Annotated in this window: 19 protein-coding genes; 10 read left to right on the plus strand and 9 right to left on the minus strand. The window is 28.3% G+C overall.

All coding sequences use genetic code 11. From position 1 onward, the window contains the following. Nucleotides 1-283, plus strand: a 283-nt coding sequence (locus tag T369_RS0108260) for an LPXTG cell wall anchor domain-containing protein (protein WP_031554162.1), incomplete at its 5' end; no start/stop codon positions are given. Nucleotides 284-517: 234 nt separating this feature from the next. Here T369_RS0108260 and T369_RS0108265 read toward each other — a convergent pair. Further along, nucleotides 518-823, minus strand: a complete 306-nt coding sequence (locus tag T369_RS0108265; protein WP_031554165.1) for a hypothetical protein — start codon at nt 821-823, stop codon at nt 518-520. A gap of 505 nt (nt 824-1328) precedes the next feature. Between T369_RS0108265 and T369_RS0108270 the strand changes: the two genes are divergently transcribed. The 6 genes from T369_RS0108270 to T369_RS0108295 all read left to right on the plus strand — a co-directional run bounded on the left by T369_RS0108270 (nt 1329) and on the right by T369_RS0108295 (nt 7695). Further along, nucleotides 1329-1670 (plus strand): hypothetical protein, encoded by a 342-nt coding sequence (locus tag T369_RS0108270; RefSeq protein ID WP_031554168.1) that lies wholly within the window; start codon nt 1329-1331, stop codon nt 1668-1670. Nucleotides 1671-1689: 19 nt separating this feature from the next. Further along, nucleotides 1690-1896, plus strand: a complete 207-nt coding sequence (locus T369_RS0108275) for a hypothetical protein (RefSeq protein WP_031554171.1) — start codon at nt 1690-1692, stop codon at nt 1894-1896. Between the two features lie 155 nt (nt 1897-2051). After that, nucleotides 2052-2522, plus strand: coding sequence for a GNAT family N-acetyltransferase (locus tag T369_RS0108280; protein WP_031554175.1), 471 nt, complete (start codon nt 2052-2054; stop codon nt 2520-2522). A gap of 819 nt (nt 2523-3341) precedes the next feature. Continuing rightward, entirely contained in the window at nt 3342-4523 is a 1182-nt protein-coding gene (locus T369_RS0108285) for a hypothetical protein (RefSeq protein ID WP_031554178.1), read from the plus strand. A 1210-nt stretch (nt 4524-5733) separates the two neighbouring features. Continuing rightward, complete coding sequence (locus T369_RS09340; RefSeq protein WP_162164968.1) at nt 5734-6663, plus strand: DUF2971 domain-containing protein; 930 nt, start codon at nt 5734-5736, stop codon at nt 6661-6663. Between the two features lie 702 nt (nt 6664-7365). Then, nucleotides 7366-7695, plus strand: coding sequence for a hypothetical protein (locus T369_RS0108295; RefSeq protein ID WP_006364010.1), 330 nt, complete (start codon nt 7366-7368; stop codon nt 7693-7695). Nucleotides 7696-7757: 62 nt separating this feature from the next. On the opposite strand, the gene T369_RS09440 is transcribed toward T369_RS0108295, so the two are convergent. Continuing rightward, a complete protein-coding gene (locus T369_RS09440; RefSeq protein ID WP_031554186.1) occupies nt 7758-8378 on the minus strand; it encodes a hypothetical protein in 621 nt (206 codons plus the stop codon). Between the two features lie 322 nt (nt 8379-8700). Between T369_RS09440 and T369_RS0108305 the strand changes: the two genes are divergently transcribed. Further along, nucleotides 8701-9471: a hypothetical protein gene (locus tag T369_RS0108305; RefSeq protein WP_031554188.1), complete on the plus strand. Its 771-nt coding sequence runs from the start codon at nt 8701-8703 to the stop codon at nt 9469-9471. 56 nt (nt 9472-9527) lie between these two features. Here T369_RS0108305 and T369_RS0108310 read toward each other — a convergent pair whose 3' ends face one another. The 6 genes from T369_RS0108310 to T369_RS0108335 form a co-directional block, all read right to left on the minus strand. Then, a complete protein-coding gene (locus T369_RS0108310; RefSeq protein WP_031554192.1) occupies nt 9528-10379 on the minus strand; it encodes a hypothetical protein in 852 nt (283 codons plus the stop codon). 106 nt (nt 10380-10485) lie between these two features. Continuing rightward, on the minus strand, nt 10486-11406 hold the full coding sequence (locus tag T369_RS0108315) for an ABC transporter permease (RefSeq protein ID WP_031554195.1): 921 nt from the start codon (nt 11404-11406) through the stop codon (nt 10486-10488). Continuing rightward, nucleotides 11407-12468: an ABC transporter permease gene (locus T369_RS0108320; protein WP_031554199.1), complete on the minus strand. Its 1062-nt coding sequence runs from the start codon at nt 12466-12468 to the stop codon at nt 11407-11409. It abuts the gene before it with no gap. Nucleotides 12469-12480: 12 nt separating this feature from the next. Beyond that, complete coding sequence (locus T369_RS0108325) at nt 12481-13992, minus strand: ABC transporter ATP-binding protein (protein WP_031554204.1); 1512 nt, start codon at nt 13990-13992, stop codon at nt 12481-12483. Nucleotides 13993-14330: 338 nt separating this feature from the next. Continuing rightward, a complete protein-coding gene (locus T369_RS0108330; protein WP_031554206.1) occupies nt 14331-15437 on the minus strand; it encodes a BMP family lipoprotein in 1107 nt (368 codons plus the stop codon). Nucleotides 15438-15771: 334 nt separating this feature from the next. Next, nucleotides 15772-16887 carry a BMP family lipoprotein gene (locus tag T369_RS0108335; RefSeq protein ID WP_031554210.1) on the minus strand — a complete coding sequence of 372 codons (1116 nt, stop codon included), beginning with the start codon at nt 16885-16887 and terminating at the stop codon, nt 15772-15774. A 203-nt stretch (nt 16888-17090) separates the two neighbouring features. Here T369_RS0108335 and T369_RS0108340 point away from each other — a divergent pair, with 203 nt between their 5' ends. Continuing rightward, on the plus strand, nt 17091-17915 hold the full coding sequence (locus T369_RS0108340; protein ID WP_031554213.1) for a purine-nucleoside phosphorylase: 825 nt from the start codon (nt 17091-17093) through the stop codon (nt 17913-17915). A 13-nt stretch (nt 17916-17928) separates the two neighbouring features. Continuing rightward, nucleotides 17929-18354 (plus strand): HIT family protein, encoded by a 426-nt coding sequence (locus T369_RS0108345; protein ID WP_031554216.1) that lies wholly within the window; start codon nt 17929-17931, stop codon nt 18352-18354. Between the two features lie 51 nt (nt 18355-18405). Here T369_RS0108345 and T369_RS09345 read toward each other — a convergent pair. Then, nucleotides 18406-18894: hypothetical protein (locus T369_RS09345; RefSeq protein ID WP_031554219.1), on the minus strand; the 489-nt coding region annotated here is incomplete at its 5' end.

The following is an 18894-nucleotide window of genomic DNA, read 5'->3' on the forward strand; positions in this document are numbered from 1 at the left end:
TAAACCAACTGATAAACCAGCTGATAAACCAACTGATAAACCAACTGACAAACCAACTGATAAACTAGCTGATAAACCAACTGATAAACTAATTGATAAAAAAGAAATTGCAAAAACAGAAAAAATTAATAAGGATACTAATACTACAGAAACTCAGAAAGACGTAGGTAAAGAAGTATTACCTAATACTGGTGAGAGTTTTTCAAATTCAGTACTTCTGGGTTCAATTCTTGCATTATTTGGTCTTGCAATAACATATAAATTAAAATTATCAAAAAAATAGTGATAAAACACTTTAACAGTAGCGATAATAAAGGTATTATGTATAGAAAATAAAATATATAATAATATAAACAATCAATTCAACAAGGTCAATCTAAGACTATTATAAAAAATTATATTATCACTATTTATGTTAGATTGTTAGATTAAGTTAATTACTTAAAACTAAAAAGCACTTTTCTTATTTATATAGAAGAGTGCTTTTCTTAATATATTATATCTTAATATTTAATTCTTATCTTTTATATCTAACTTTAAATCTAGCATCCACATTAGGTATAAACATATTCAGTGTGTGTAGATTACCTAAACAACCGCTTATTTCTCCGTGTATCTCAATTTGTATATGCAATCCTCTAGGGACAACCTCATCTTTTTCAAATATTGGTTTGACTTCATAATAAATTTTAATATTATCATTGTCATTTAATATTCTAATAAGATTATTTTTTATATAGCTATGATTGATACGGTTTTTACCATCATGGTTTCCCCTAGTAACCCAATTACTCAAAATTACTATGTTTTCTAAAGATGCCATTTTTATACATACATCTTTAGATTCAACATAGTTTCTAAATCCATCAGCAACAAGACGCCCTCTTTGATAAATATATTCTCCGGATGCTTTTCCTTTATAAGGTAATTGTTCGTTATACCATTTATAGGGAATAATGCGGTGTAACTTAGAATTATTAGGAGTATAACGACGACATAATTCTTAGATACAGCGTATGCAACAAGAACTTTAATCTTAACGAGCAACGCGAGGAAAAGATTATTAGTTCTAACTGCTAATATAGTAAGATATATAAAACCCTTAATTTTTAAGGGTTTTTATTATAGTTGAAATTATATCTTTAAGAGGTAAGTCTATTTCCCTCTTCCGTATTAAAGGATAAAATTTACAATGTAAATAATATATAATTTTGAAATATTCACCTCTTGGTGATATACTAATTAAGATGACTTAGTATTCTGGTACAATTAAAAACAATGCTTCTACTTTACTTGAAGCATAAAATAAGATAAGGAAGAAACATAAAATGTTGCATGACAGAGAATTATTAAATTATGTAGTTAACTTTAAAACAAGCTCAATACAACTAAACTTCAATAGTAATATAATATTAGAGTTTAATAATATGTTTATATATAAATTTTATGATGAAATAAAAGGTAGTGTTATTTTAGATATAGTTGAAGAAGATATTAAAAATTTCTTTTTGGAAAATGCAGAGTATATATTAGAAAATAACAATTATAGCGAGCCAGAAGAATTTAAAAAATATATTATCAATAAGCATTTGAAGTACTATAAAATTTATGCTTCATACGGATTTAATGGATGGGTTCTCTGTGAAGATATGCTATTGATAGAAAAATAATATACATTGGAGTGAAATAATGAAAAAACAAACTACTAACTTTGCGCTTTTTGTATTTATATTCGGACCTCTTGTAGGCCTTATTATTGGAAGTATAATTGGAAATATTAAAGTCGGTATTGCTATTGGACCATTCTTAGGTTTAATGTTAGGTTTACTATTTAGCAAAATAAAGCCAAAAGATGAACATAGCGAAGATACTATAACAAAAGATAGTGAAGAATAATATACTCAATAACAAATATTCTTAAATAAAAAACTACAAGATTGAATTTAATTTCTTTCCTTGTAGTTTTTTAATTTTTTAGTGTGATACTTATAATTTATGATATAATTAAACAAAAAAACAATATATACTTAATGATTTGAGAAGAAGATAATATGAATACAGTAATTAAAGAAATAATAGATAAAAAAGAAAAAGAACAAATATCAAAAGAAGTACTTTATGACCTTCCTGAATGGTTTGGTTTACCTGAAAGTACAGAAAATTATATTAAAGATTCACAAGATAAACCATTTTTGGCTTGCTATGCAGATAATGAAGTTGCAGGTTTTATCGTATTAAACGCAACAAGTAAGGATACTGCAGATATTTTTGTAATGGGTATAAAGAAAAAATTTCATAGAATGGGAATTGGAACAAAACTAAATACAGAATTCGAAAATATAGCAAAAAATCTTGGATATTCCTACTCACAGGTAAAAACTGTAAAAATGGGACACTACAAAGAATATGATATTACTAATGAATTCTATATCGCAATGGGATATAAAGAATTAGAATGTTTTCCTACCTTATGGGACGAATGGAATCCATGTCAAATATATATTAAATATCTTGGAGAGTAATACGTCAAAAATGTTTTATTTATTAAAAAATATTTTAGTATCTAAAAGCTCGATAAATAAAAGTAGAAGCTAGTATATTCACCAAGAAACTTGATATAGTTTACTTTTGAAAACTAAATACAGAATATATACAAATTTATACCCTGCCGATATAAAAAATAAAGTAGACACTCCCTATGATATCAACTACTCAGGATAGATTCTTCCTCTATTGAATGAGAATAAACTGTGTAACTTAGAATTATTAGGAGTATAATGACGACATAATTCCTAGATACAGCGTATGCAGCAAGAACTTTAATCTTAACAAGCAATGCGAGGGAAAGATTATTAGTTCTAACTGCTAACATAGTAATATATATAAAACCCTTATATTTTTAAGGTTTTTTCTTATAGTTGCAACTATTTTGCAACCAATAATTGAAAATAAAAAAACTCCAATAAGAATAAATTAGCACTTATTGGAGTTTTCTAAATTTATAATAAATAATTATCTTTTAACTAATTTTTGTTTAGATACTTTTTTATTTGCTGGAATTTTTTTGGGGATATTTCATAGAAAGAGGTATATATTATTATTTTTAATTTTTTGTTATAACGACTAAATTATCACTTGAAATAATGTCTTTTATATATTATAGATATAAAATTTTATACCTCTAGTTTTCTTAATAGTTCAATACTATTTCTAATGTATAATTCTTGAAAATCCATTAATAAATACTTTGACTCTTCTTTTAATTTATACCTGAGCACCCTTTGTAAACACAAGAATTTTTTGTTATAATATTTATACATATAGGAAAAAAGGAGGGCTTTATGAAAAAACTTACAATAACAAAAGTATTACTTGTAATTTCTTTACTTATAAGTGTTATTTGTTTATATACTTTAGAGGACCAATGGGATAAAAGTGAAATCGATAAAGTTAAAAATGTTCTAAAAGAGTACGAATATCCTGATTCAAAAGAAATAGAAATTATTAATTATAAAGTATATGATACAAATTACAAATTAAACAGTCTAAATGGACATTATAATACTCACAAAATAACTTTCAATGACCCCAATGAAACCAATAAAACTAAAACCATTTTTTATATTATAGATAATAATAAAGAAGTAAAAAAATTATCAGATTTTATCGAGAATAACAAAGTAGAACCTATAGATAAAAATAAAATAAGAATCTCATCAACTGGAAAAATATTTGAAAAAACTAATAATTCTACTGCCAGAAATAATTTTTCTCAAGAAGTATTTATAGGATTAATACTATTGGCGGGATTTTTGGTTACAGTACATTACCATTATTTGAAATTTTATTATTCAAATAACACTACTTCTGAAAATACTCCAATTAATCAATATGAACGTTTCAAATCAATTTTAATATATGTAAATTTAGTATCTTTTAAAATTTTTTTGAAAGATGTTTTAGAGAAAAATATCAAACCAACTAAAGAAATTAATATGTCTGAGAAAATAAATAAAAGAGTGCTATCTAGCGCATTAATATCTTATTCTAATATTTTCCTATCATTTTTCACTACTATTTCTTTATTCAAGTTATATAGCAAATATTCCGTTTATCGTTTTTTTGCTACATCTTCTACTAAATTAATAGAAACCAAAATCGATTACTTTCTTTATTTTATACTTATTTTAACTATCGTAGTATTTATCGCTACTCTTCATATACTAACCAAGTTTATAAAAAAAGATGTTCACATAGTACTTTTTGCGGTAATATCAATTATCTCCTACTTATTATTATTAAAAGAGGTGAGTATTTTTCACCAGTTAATTTCAATATATATAGGTTCTCTGTGTTTAAACTATTTAATAATAACATCGAGTATTAATGTATTTACTAAATTATATGAATGGACTATTACTTCTAAAGAAGATAAAAGGAAACAACTAGATCCTACAAAACTAACACTATTATGGACTATTATGGTTTTTATATTAGGTTTATTATTTAATTTTAAAAAGTAATTATTTTATTCTATAAACAAATAAATATTTCAAATTTATTAATCATTCTGTTTGGTATAACTAGATCGAAGGTTATACACTAATTGTATTATATTTAATAAATTTAAATTACTATTGTTAACAGAGTAATTTATGAAATTAATTCATTAATTCAAATTATACATTCAATAATTTGAAAAATATAAATTAATTAATGAAAGAAGTTAATATTCTAATTTTCCCTAGCAATAATACAGTGGTATTTCTAAGAAACAACTTTGAAACTAACTATAGCAACTACAATAACAAAGTACTAAAAGAAATATGAAATAGGTTATATAATATTAGAAATTCTTTTAATTAGAACAATCACCGTAAAAATTTTAATAAAACCTACCATTAATATAAATGGTAGTCTCAAATAAATAAGATACTAAACACATTTATATAAAAGAGTTTAGTAAAAATACTATATAGATTTTATACTCCTTACTACATTTTTAATAAGGGGAAGAAAGTGAGAAAACTACTATGAAAATAATTATCAAGTCTAAAAAATATGATGAGGTTAAAAAAGAAAAAATTTTTAAAAATTACAAAAATATTGTTTTTCTATTCAAAAAAGAATTTACTTCTAAAAAAAATTCAAATTATCAATATACATTTTCAACTGTATATATTGACAATAATAACCAAGAACATATACTTAAAGATATATATATATATATATAAACTAAAGGGTAAAGTACATAATACAAAAATAGTACATACTTATGACCTTCTTGAGAAAGATGGGTTACTAAATAAGAACTTAAAAAAAAATATATTTAGTAATTATTGTTCACTTGCAAGTCCCAGTTTATATGAACAACTTTCAAATTTATTTAAGAAGGAAGAAATAGAGGAATTTCTAATAAAAATTAATGAGCTTACTACCATAAGGAATAATAAAAAATTCACAAAAGTATTAAAACAACCTGACACACGTACTTTCCTTTCAGCATCAATGTGCGATTCAATAATATTAGCTTTTACTATACTAAACAACATTCTTCATAATGAATCATTAGCATATTCTCTTTTAACAAAATGTAATAATGAAAAAGATAGAATGGAATTTTATGATGATTTATTATCCCATAAGATTTATTTAAATGTAACCAATGCTAATTTAATATACATGATAATAAAAAAATATGATGATTCTAAAAGGAAGCAAGGGAAACAGCTATTGGAAAAAATTAAGGAGGCACATAGTGAAAATACTAACCTTGTAAAAAAAGTAGATTTATTATTGTCAACAAAAAAAGAATTTTATACAATAATAGAAAAAATCCAAAAAACTCTTGAGATAAAAGAACAAGATTTAGAAAAAATTGAACTAGGGCACTATACTTCTTTGGGAACAATACCCCATCTAATAACTAATCAAGAAGATGAGAAACAATCACCTTATTTACGACTATCTAACTGTCAACAACAAAACGATCCTTCTGAAGGTCAGGTATTACTAAACTATTTAAATATTCTACAAAAAAACAAGAAAACTTTTACATATTGGTTCTCAGCATCTGCAACAACTAACATTGATACTTTGCCAATGTGGAAACAGTATGGAGACGATGCTTCAGGAGTAATGTTAATTTACCATTCAGAATACTTAAAAAATATTATACAATCATCTTATATGAAAATATTTAAAATAGCGTATGTAAATGTTGAAAATGATAAAATTAAAATAAAAAATAGAAACTTATCAGATAGTCAAATTAAGGATTTAGAAGAACAACTCACTAAACTCAGTAAATTAAATTATAAAAAAATAAATATACCTGTTTTAAATAATATAAGTTTTTTATTTAAAGAAGAAAGTTATAGTTACGAAAATGAATATAGATTCCTTATGAATACTGAGAATAATATAAAGGATACTTTAGCTAAAGAAAAAGATAACGAATATTTTCAACCACCAACTATATCAATAGAAACTAACATTAAATATAATTTTCCTTTTTTATATTCCTACTTTAAATATGCTAAGCTAAAATATTCAAAAGTAATACTAGGCCCAAAAGCAATTAATATTGATTTTGTTGCACCTTATATATATTATTGTAACAAAAATATAAAAATTGAAGAATCAAAAGTTTCTTATAGATAAATAGTCACGTGAGTATAACCTTTATTATTTTACATACAGAAACATAGCTAATCGATTTTAAATACATTTTTTGATATATATTATACTATTAAATATTAATAAACTGAATATATAGCAATATAAAACTAGCTGGTTCTTCATATGTATTTAGTGGTAGTGTAACTGATTCAACAACCTATAAAGAATTCAGACAAACTAATGCTTATCAAACTATCGCAACTAATTATGTTGGATTTAATGCTAGTAACGCCGAAATTAAAGCTTGCTTAGAATGGCTAATTAAAAAAGGTAGAGAAGGTGCTCAAACCTTACCAAGTACACAAGAATATAAAACTACTTTTGGTAATAATAATTTATATTTCAAATCTAGTATAAAACTATATTAATTGAAAAACACATAACCTAACATTACCTTGTAAGTTATGTGTTTTTTTCGTCCCCTTCTCCACAATAAATTTAGTAATTATCAAAGCATTATATATATAACTTAAATTTACAATATAATTTTATTATTTTCTGAAAAACCATTGCAAAAATATCTTTATTTTCATTGTATTACAGCTTTTTCTTCACTAAAATATTTTATCAATATTTCGAAACTTTATTGTATTTTTTAGTTGATTTATTTGATAGAATATGCTAAATTATCTATTGTTGAGATATATTATGAAATCAAAAATAATATAAAGGAGACAACAGTTTATGAAGAAAATATTAATAACTAAAAAAACAAGTATGATTTCTACTTTTATTCTCACTGCAACATTAAGCTATCTATTATATAATTACACTTTACTAGGAGTGGCTTTAGCCAGTATTTATATTTTGGCTACAGGAATATTAAACTGCAAATATAAAACAAATAATAAACTAATCAACTATACATCTATTATATTTGCAACACTAATGATTATTTTTATATCTATAAATAATAATCTACCTCCTTTAAAAATCAATATGATTTTAATAGCGGAGCTAATATTTTTTGTTTACTATTCATCATCAGATAGCTTTTTGGAGATTAAAAATTAATTATATATATTTCAAATATTTTTAATACAAAAATCCCACTCTTAATAGAGCGGGATTTTATTTTATAGGTAATCTACATCTTTGATTACTTCTGGCTGTTGAGGTTGTTGAGGTTGTTGTTTTTTAACAACTGGTTTACGAGTTTTTACTCCGTTATTTCCTGCTGGAAGTCTGTATTTTTTAACCTCTTGTTTTGGTTGTTGTTTTTTAGCAACTGGTACACGAGTTTTTGCACCATTGTTTCCTGCTGGAACACGTAATGGTTTTTCTGATTTCACAGCTGGTTTTTTCTCAGCATAGTAGTATCTCATATATGCTTCCATTGGATGTATAGATGCTTGAATAGAAATACCATCTTCTTTAATTAATTGATAAGTTTTACCGTTATAGTTAATTTCTTTTTTTACTTCTGGTAAATAATCTTTAAAATAACTAAGCGGTGTACTTAAATCTGGACGTGGTACTTTTATTCTTTGTTTTGGAGATATTTCTACCCCAGCACTTGTTTCTACAGTGTAACTAACAACTAAAGTTATTGGATCAACAAGCTCATCTCCGCTAGCTTTTTGATTTGAAGTTGCTCCATTATTTACATCCGCTGCTGCCGCAAACGGTGCTTGTGAAGTTGCAGTTAAAGCTAAAGCTGTTAATGCAACAGTTAAAGTTTTTTGCAATTTATTCATAATATACTTTTCCTCCTAATATTTTTTAGCATAATAATTGCTTTAATATTATATATCAATTATCCCTAATTTGTCAAAAGAAATCCTCTTTATCCCCTATATTCTAGTTTTTTTATCAAAAATATAATAGTAAAGTAATTTTAACACCTGAAAAAATATTTAATAATTTATTGTTAATAACATATATCTATAATTTCTCTGTATTTTTTAAAGGATATTTATTAATTATAAATACGCTCTCTTTCAACGCTATACTATCTATTAAATACAAGTGATAAATGGTATAATAAACCTAGAAAATAAGAAACAGGAGTAATAGTTAATGAGTTTAGATTTATTTATTTTTGAAAAAAGAGAAGAGATAAAAACTTCTCTAGATGTCCTAAGCTATCTAGAAGAGTTTTCTCGATACGAAGAGGACAAAGACTATAATTCACTTGAAGGATGCTCACCAGTTATAACTGCTTGGGCTAAAGAAATGTTTAAACAGTTCCCTCCTATGAATGGTGAATATGCATTTCCTGATGAAATTGCTTTTTCATCCGAAGATATTGAAGATTATCTAACTGATTATACTTTAGGAAAACATGGTGCTATATGTTCGCTTTCTTATAATGTTATAGACGATGCATTTGATTTTCTTTTAGATATATTTGATGAGTATAATATCGGTATATATGACTTCAATAATATTGATAATATTATTGGTTCAGATATCGAAATTTTAAAATATAAAACAGAGAGTACCAATATTACTCCATGTACTTGGGACGAAATAGAAAATTCTATTTATACCCTTGATAATCCAGAGAGAAAGTCAGCATATCTATCACTATGGTTTGATATTAACGGAAAAGACAATAGTTTTCTTCAATGTGCCCCAATCTATAAAGAACCTAGCTTCTTTTCTCGATTATTTAATAAGGATAAAACAGCAGAATTAAGTGGTTATGCTCTTGAAATGAAGAATGATAAAAATGTTTATCGAACAGTTATTCAAAACAAGAAACAATTAAGAGAGATTATAAAAAGTTGGTGTTTTGATAGAAAACTACCTGATACAAGCAAATATAAAAAAGTATCAAATTTATAATTTATTAAAGTTAACAAAAAAGACAGGAAAAAAATTCTCCTGTCTTTTACTTATTATTAGTTACTTTTAATACTTTCTACATAGTATTTAGATTTTACATTTCCACCAGCGTACTGTTTATTATTAATTTTCAGTGTGATTGTTGAAATTTTTGTTTTTGTCATTTTATCTACTACATTGATCTTAATTTTATCACCTTCAACTACCCATTTATCTTGTGACTCAACTTCTTGCGGATGATTATTACCCATTATTCTTGTAGTAAATGCAATAACATTATTACCTTTATAATAATAGGCCTCATCTTCCTTAGGTACTGCATTAGATTTTGTTGAGCTTCCTTCTTTTTCACTAAAGTGTGATCCTTTTAGTAAGTTAATTGCTTCTTCTTTAGTATATGTTTTCGAAGAAACTGCATTGATAGCATCTAAGTAATCAGCACTAGATACTGTAAATAATGTTTCTCCATTTGCAGCTTTTGTTGTTTTTATTTTCGATTGAGTAAGCCAGTGAAGTAAGTTTGTTTGAGATGATAGTCTCGATACGTCATTACCTGAAACACCTACTATATCTACTAATTTTTTTGCTGAAGCAAAATCATGATTACCTGTTTTTACTGTTTGCGTATTATTATTATTTTTTTTACTTTCACTATTTACGCTGTTGTTATCATTGTTATTATTTCCGTTATTACCATTGTTTTCACTGTTATCTTTATTTTCTGTAGTTTCTGTAGAACTTTGTTCTTTATTTGTATTATTATCTTCTTCCTTTTTCTCTTCTGAAGAGTTATTTGATTGTTCTGTTTTTTTATTGTCATCTTCTTTGTTTTTTACATTTCCTTTTGTTGCACAACCAGTTATTATTAAGGCACCAGCTGCAAGCAAAGCTAATAGTTTCTTGTTCATATTTCTGACCTCCATATATTAGTTCCCTTTATTATACCATATTTGGATACAAAAATAGACTCTAAAACCTTTAGTTTTAGAGTCTATTTTTCTTAGGCTTTTAAAATTATCTCATACCTTTATCGTATGGTACACCAAGAGCTTCTGGTGTAGAAGTTTTCTTAGAAAATACGATAAGCGCAATAATTGTTGCTACGAATGGGAACATGTTCCAGAATGATACCGGAATTGGTAGGTCTGGTGCTAAGATAGATACTTTTTCAGCAAATACTTTTGTTCCACCGAAGAACAGTGATGCTAAAGTAATTGTAATTGGGTTATACTTACCAAAGATAAGTGCTGCTAATGCTAAGTATCCGAATCCGTATACTGTGATTGCTGCGTTAAACCCTTGGCTGAATGTAGTAGCGATGATTGCTCCTGCTAAACCTGCTAAACATCCTGAGATGAATACCCCAATGTAACGATATTTAAATACGTTTAATCCTAATGAGTCACTGGCTTGTGGGTTTTCCCCTACAGAACGTAATCTTAATCCAAATGGACGTTTATAGATAACGTAGTAAGTAACACAAACTAGGATAATAGCTATAATGATTGTTGGGTAAACTGTGAAATTACCAAGTATTGTATATCTTGGGAATCCACTAGCTAATAATAATTCATAAGTTCCGTTAAAGTGGTTTACTAAGAATAAAGCGATAGCTGGTGTGATTAAGTTAATCGCTGTACCTGAGATAACTTGGTCAGCTTTTAAGTTAATACTGATAAATGCGTGAATTAATGAAAGAATCCCTCCACACGCTGTTGCCGCTAATAAACAAAGAACTAATTCACCAAATGTAGGTGACCCTCCAAATGCGCTTAATGCTATGAAAGAAGCAACAAATGAACCGAAAATTACGAAACCATCAAGTGCAATATTTACAACCCCACTCTTTTCAGAATAGAAACCACCTATTGCTGCGATAAGTATAGGTACTGTATATTGCAACATTGAGTCTAATAGTGATAATATTGTATCCATCTATTTATCTCCTTTCTTTTTACTGCTTGCTGCTTTTTTAGAGAATTTGAAATCAAAAATAGATTTAGCAGCTACAAATAGAACGATTAATCCGATTAAAATATTTGCGATATCTTTTGGAATACCAACAAATGATAATTGAGGTGTTAATACACCTAAGAATCCAAATAGTAATGCTCCTAATAATGAACCTAGAGCTGTGTTAGCACCAATAAGCGCTACGGCGATACCCATGTATCCATATCCTTGGAATGTAGAACCTGCTACTACTTGTCCAACTGGCCCCATGTTGTAAAGAGCTCCACCTAGACCTGCAAAAGCACCAGAAATAGCCATAGATAAGATTGTGTTTCTATTAACTTTCATACCAACGAATTTAGATGCATTTGCATTATAACCTACTGAACGAAGTTCGTAACCAAATACTGTTTTTTCCATAACGATATAGAAAATAATTACTCCAAAAATTGCGAAAAATAAATCCGTACCTAAACGGTGGTTACTGAAGATTCCCTCGATAAGGCTATTTTGTAAATATCCAGTACCATCTTCTGCAACGATTGGTTTAGAAATAATATCATTTGTTCCTTTAATAAATTTAGGAACAGCGAATTGTACGAAGTATAATGCTGTATAGTTTAACATAATTGTTACAACTACTTCACTGATATTAAATCTAGCTTTTAAATAACCAGCGATACCAGCCCAAATACCACCTACAATAATACCTGCTAGGATTGAACAAATTAATACTAAGTAAAAATTCATACCTTCCATTTTAATAGCAACAAGACCTGCAAAAAGACCACCCATAATAAATTGTCCTTCTGCTCCAATGTTGAATAGCCCTGTTCTAAATGCAAAGGCTACTGATAAACCTGTACAAATAAGTGGAATTGTCGATACAAAAATTTCTGCTATACTATTTGAATCAGAAAAAATGTCTCCAATAACACTTAAAACATCTTCTGGCGACGCTCCAATTGCCGAAATAAGAATTGCTCCTATAATAAACGAAGCTAATATTGGTAGCACCGCATTAGTTAAAACTTTTTTTAACATACGCTCTCCTCTCTACTTCTTAACCCCGGCCATTAGAAGACCTAGTTGTTCTTTAGTTACATTTTCATCATTGTCTACGACATCAATAATATTACCATTGTGAATAACAGCTATTCTGTCTGATAATGTTAGAATTTCATCTAAATCGTATGAAATTAATAATACTCCATTACCTTTATCACGGTAATTAATTAACATTTTATGAATACCATTTATCGCACCAACATCAAGTCCACGTGTAGGTTGTGTTGTCACTAATAATTTTGGATCTAACTCTAATGCACGTCCAATAATAAGTTTTTGTTGGTTACCACCACTCATACTACGAGCAGAAATTTTTTCATCACCAGCTTTACGCACATCATATTTTTCACAAAGCTCTTTAGCAAATTTAGAGATTGCTGGTTTTTTCAAGAATCCACGTGAAGAGAATTTTTCTGTATAGTAGTTTTCTAATACTGAGTTTTCTTCAACACTGAAATCAAGAACTAATCCATCTTTGTGTCTGTCTTCTGCAATAATTTCAAGACCTAATTCTTTACGTTTAGCTGTTGGAACTCCAGCAAGGTCTTTTCCATCAAAGACAATTTTTCCTTTAGTTTCTTTTAATAGAGCATTTAGCACTTCAACAAATTGTTGTTGACCGTTACCGTCTACCCCAGCAATACCAAGGATTTCTCTTTCGCGAACATCTAAGTTGAAGTCAGAAAGTATATCTTTTTTCTCTTCAGTATCTGCATAAAGACCAGATACTTCTAATATTTTTTTCTTACCTTCTCTAGAGCGTTCATATTTGATAATTTCTAGATCTTTACCAATCATAAGACTAGCAAGTTTTTCTTTTGTTGTGTCTGCTACTTCTACAGTTCCGAAGTATTCACCACGACGAATAATACTACAACGATCGGCTACTGCCATAATCTCATTAAGTTTGTGAGTGATTAGTAAGATAGTTTTTCCTTCTGCTTGAAGGTTTTTAAGAATTGCTAAAAATTCTTTAATTTCAGCAGGAGTTAATACCGCAGTAGGTTCGTCGAAAATAAGGATATTAGCATCTCTATATAACATTTTTAGAATTTCTACCCTTTGTTGCATCCCAACTGTGATGTCACCTACTAAAGCTTTCGGGTCAACTTCTAATCCATATTTTTTAGATAGTTCTGTAATTTTTTTAGCAGCAGAATCTAAATCAATTTTTCCGCCTTTTACTTCTTCCATTCCTAAGATGATGTTCTCAGCAACAGTGAAGTTTTTAATTAGTTTAAAGTGTTGGTGAACCATACCGATCCCAAGTTGATTAGCGTGTTTAGGATCTTTAATATCAACTTCTTTCCCATCTAATTTAATGACACCCTCTTCTTGATGGTACATACCAAAAAGAACTGACATCAACGTAGATTTACCAGCACCATTTTCCCCAAGCAATGCATGAACTTCGTTCTTTTTTACCTGAATAGTAATGTCTTTATTTGCGTAGAAGTCACCAAACTTTTTAGTTATGTTTAGCATTTCTATAGCGTACATATATTTACCTCTCTTTTGTATATTGTTACTTATCTATTATAATATATTTTTGCAATCTAGTATAGCATTTTAGTGCGATTCTGTTAATTAATTTTTATATTATTTTTCAATTTTATAAATATAAAAATTAAAACTATAAAAACTGCATAACATCATTGAATTTTCATGATTATTTTCATTGTTTTTCAAAACTTAATATTGTAGAAGATTTTTCTAATTATTCACCTTTCGAAAAATAATAATTACGTTTGCAGAATTATGCTCTTTCTTTAAAAATTTTTTCATAAAAAAAAGGTCTAGTAAAAAACTAGACCTCTTTTTGAATTATAATTTTAAAATTATAGTTCACCTTCGATATTTGCTTTATCTGTTACTTTATCTGCTTCAGGAGCTACAGTTGCTTTACCAGTTTTAAGTGATTCTACAACTTCTTTAATTTTGTTGTTGATGTCACTGCTTAAGTTTGGATTTTCAGCAGGTAGACCTACACCATCTTCTTTGATAGTGAATACTTTAGCTTTTCCACCTTCGAATTTACCAGCTTTGATAGCATCTAATACTTGAGTTACTGCAACATCGATACGTTTAACAGCAGATGTTAAGATTACAGATTTTTCTACATCTTTACCATCTTTGTCTTTAGCTTTGAATACACCTTCAGAATATTGGTCTTTATCTACACCAACGATCCAGTGTTTGATTTCTCCGCTTTCTTTAAGATCTTTAGTAGCTCTTTCTTGTGCTTCTTTAATTGAACCACTTCCAGTTCCACCAGCTGCTACGAAGATAACGTCAGCTCCAGCATCATACATAGTTGCTGCTAAAGTTTTACCTTTGTTAGTATCGTTGAATGATCCACTGTAGTTGTATACGATTTTGATGTCTTTGTTAGCAGCTTTAGCTCCTTGAACAAATCCTACACCGAATTTAACTACTGCAGGGATTTTAGCTCCACCGATAAATCCAACTTTACCAGTTTTTGATTGTAATGCTGCTGCATATCCAGCTAAGTATCCTGCTTCGTGTTCAGCAAATGTAATAGATTCAACGTTTTTGTTATCTACAGTTCCATCGATGAAGATGAATTTTTTATCTGCAAATGATTCTGCAACTTTTGGTAATTCTTTTTCGAAATAGAATCCTGCTAATGAAATAACATCAGCTGCTTTAGCTGCGTTTTGTAAGTTAGCTGCGATATCACTTTGGTTTTTAGTTTCGATTGGGTTTAATGCTTTACCACCGTTTTTATCTACCCAAGCTTTAACAGCTTCTACGTTACTTTGGTTGAAACTTTTATCTTTTGCTCCACCTTCGTCAGTAACTACTCCGATTTTTAAATCAGATTTTGAAGATGAATCTTCTTTTTTCTCAGTTTTAGAAGAACATCCTACAAAGATAAGTGCTGCTGATAAAATAACAGCGATTAATGAAAATATCTTTTTCATAAACAAATAATCTCCTTTATTTATTTTTGTATATTGTTTATACCTAAATAATACCACATAATTGTATAAATATCAACATTTTATTTACTTTTTAAAAAAAATATTTATTATTGTTCGTATTAAGCGAAATTTTAGCGTATTTTTATTTTTTTATAAAGAGAATGTTCACTTTTTGCAATCTTATATATACATATACAGATAGAATTAAAGCATTTTCATAACTATAATTTATACTATTTATTTTATTAACACACATTTTTGATATTCTTTTCAAAAATACTTTGACATAATAAAAAAGTCTCACTAAATTTCTTTAGCAAGACTTTTATTATAATTATAGTTCACCTTCTAGGTTAGTTACTGAGCCTTTTGCTTTTAGCTCATCACCAGTTCCTACTACTTCTACCTTACCTGATTTAAGTTCTTCAATAGCTTTATCAATTTTAGTTTTATTGTCATCACTTAGGTTAGGATTTTCTTTTGGTAGCCCTACACCATTTTCTTTAATACCGAAGATGTGTTCACCTTTTTCAAATTTATTTTCTTTGATTTCATTTAAGATTTTTGTTACTGCTACTTCGATATTTTTAACAGCTGATGTTAAGATTACAGATTTTTGGTATTCTTTTCCAGCTTTATCTTTTCCTTTGAAAACACCCTCTTCATATTGGTCTTTGTCAACACCAACAACCCAGTGTTTAATTTCTCCGTCTTTAGACATATCAAGGTTACCACGTTCTTTTGCTTCTGAGATAACACCATTACCTGTATTACCTGCTGCTACAAAGATAACATCTGCTCCTGAATCATACATAGTAGCTGCTAATGTTTTACCTTTATTTGTATCTGAGAATGTTCCACTGTAGTTGTACATGATTTTAATATCGCTCTTAGCTGCTTTAGCACCTTGAACAAATCCAATTCCAAATCTTTCTACAGGTGGAATTTTAGTTCCTCCAATAAATCCAACCTTACCAGTTTTAGATTGTAACGCAGCTGCATATCCAGCTAAGTAGCCTGCTTCTTGCTCTTTAAAGATAAGCGATGCTATATTTGGGGCATCAACATATGTATCAACATACATGAATTTTTTATCTTTATATTGCTCTGCAACTTTTGGTAATTCTTTTTCGAATTCATATCCAGCTAGAGAAATAATATCTGAAACTTTTGCAGCATTTTGAAGGTTTGAAGCTAAATCAGATTGGTTTTTTGATTCAACAACAACAGGTTCTTTTGCTCCATTAGCCTTCGCCCATGCTTGTATTGCTTCTACGTTTGCTTGGTTAAAGCTTTTATCTTTAGCTCCACCTTCACCGGTAACAACCCCTATTTTGTAGGAACCTTTTTCTTCATTATTTGACTCTGATTTTTTAGTTTTTGAAGAACATCCTACTACAATTAGTGATAATGCAAGTAGCATTGCAATAATAGTACGTAACTTTTTCATAATGACCTCCTAAATTTATGTACTAAGAACACAATAACACATTTTTAAACCGATTTCAATATTTTTTTACTATATTATTAAAAAAAATTAAATTTATTAAACATTTTAACAATTAAATATATAAAACGTGTTAAATTTATATATTTCCTTAATTTTTTATGATATAATTGAATTGATTAAAGCATTTTCAGGAGGATTTATTTATGACTTATTATGAAAATATTGTGGAAACTGCCAACTATATTAAGAAGTATTTCAATGAGCCAATTGATTACGCAGTTGTCCTAGGAAGTGGAATTACATTAGAACTTGAAGAACAACAAGAGCTTGGTTACGAGGCTATCCCTCTTTTCCCTGGAAATAAACGTTCAAATCATGTTAAAGGACATGCAAATAAACTTACTTTTGGGAAAATCTCAGGTAAAAATGTCCTTGTATTAAACGGTAGACTTCACTATTATGAAGGATACAAAATGAAAGAAGTTGCATTTATGACTTATGTTGTAAAATTCTTAGGAGCAAAAGGATTATTTATTACTAACGCTTGTGGTGCTATTAATACTAACTTTAGTGAAGGTGATATTGTTTGTCTAGATGACTTCATTTCTCTAGTAAGTAATAATCCTCTAATGGGAGAAAACGATCCTCGCCTTGGTGAAAGATTCGTTGATATGACTACTCCATTTAATCCATATTTAGTAGATAATCTTTTAGCGTCTGCTGAAAAACTAGATATCAAACTACACCGTGGTGTTTATGGATTTTTCCAAGGTCCATACTTTGAAACACGTGCTGAAATACAAGCATTTAAAACTATGGGATGTGACTTAGTTGGTATGTCAACTGTTCCTGAAGTTATTGCAGCTAACCACGCTGGGCTTCCTGTTGCTGTATTAGCTTGTGCTACAAATATGGCTACTGGTATTCAAGAGAAAAAACATGACCATGAACATGTGTTAAAAACAGCGCAAAAAATAAGTGTAAACCTTAAAAACTTACTTATTGAAACACTTAAAAACTTAGACTAAGGAGTAATTACTAATGGAAAAAACAATTTTTGAAAAAATTATCGATGGAGAAATTCCAAGTTATAAAATATATGAGGATGAACATGTATATAGCTTTTTAGATGTTTTCCCAATAACTAAGGGACACACACTTGTAATTCCTAAAAAACATAGCCGTAATATTTTTGATTGTGATCCTGAAACAGCTGCAAATATTGGTAGAGTTTTACCTAAGATTGCTAACGCTGTAAAAGAAGCTTATGGATGTGATGGTGTTAATATTTTCCAAAATAACGAAGAATATGCTGGACAAAGCGTCTTCCACCTACACTTCCATATAGTTCCTCGTTATAAAGATAAAGATGTTAATTTCGATAATTTAGAAGTTAAATGGCCTCCACAAAAAGTTGAGCCTTCTGAATTCGAAGAAATTCAAAAAAATATTACTAAGAACTTATAATTATAAAAAAGAAAGAAGCAACGATTAAATTATCGTTGCTTCTTTAGTTAATTATTTATCTTCTTTTGTTGCAAATAGAGATACGATTGAATCTAATGTAGTTCTTGGTTTAGCGTGTTTTTTCTCTACATCTTCAATTTCATCATCAATATTATCAACCTTGTTAATTAAATTTCCATTAACATCTCTTATTTTGTCTTCAGCTAATTCTTCAACATCCTCTACTTTCTCTTTGATGTCTTCAAATTTTTCTTTAGCTACTTCTTTAAATCCTTTTTCTTGTACTTCTTCTTTAAAGTCAACTGCAGATTCTTTAAATCCTTCAGCTTTTTCTACAGCACCTTCTTTGAAGTCAACTGCTTTTTCTTCTACTTTTTCTTTGAAGCTTCCCATATTATCTTTGAAGCCTTCTACTCTTTCTGCAACTCTTTCTCTGAAACCTTTTTCTTCTACTTCTTCTTCAAAGTCTTCTACTTTTTCTTGAGCTGCTTCTTTTGCTTCTTCTACTTTCTCTTCGAAGTCTTCTGCTTTTTCTTCTGC

The organism is Gemella sanguinis ATCC 700632, assembly GCF_000701685.1.
GTDB classification, from domain to species: domain Bacteria; phylum Bacillota; class Bacilli; order Staphylococcales; family Gemellaceae; genus Gemella; species Gemella sanguinis.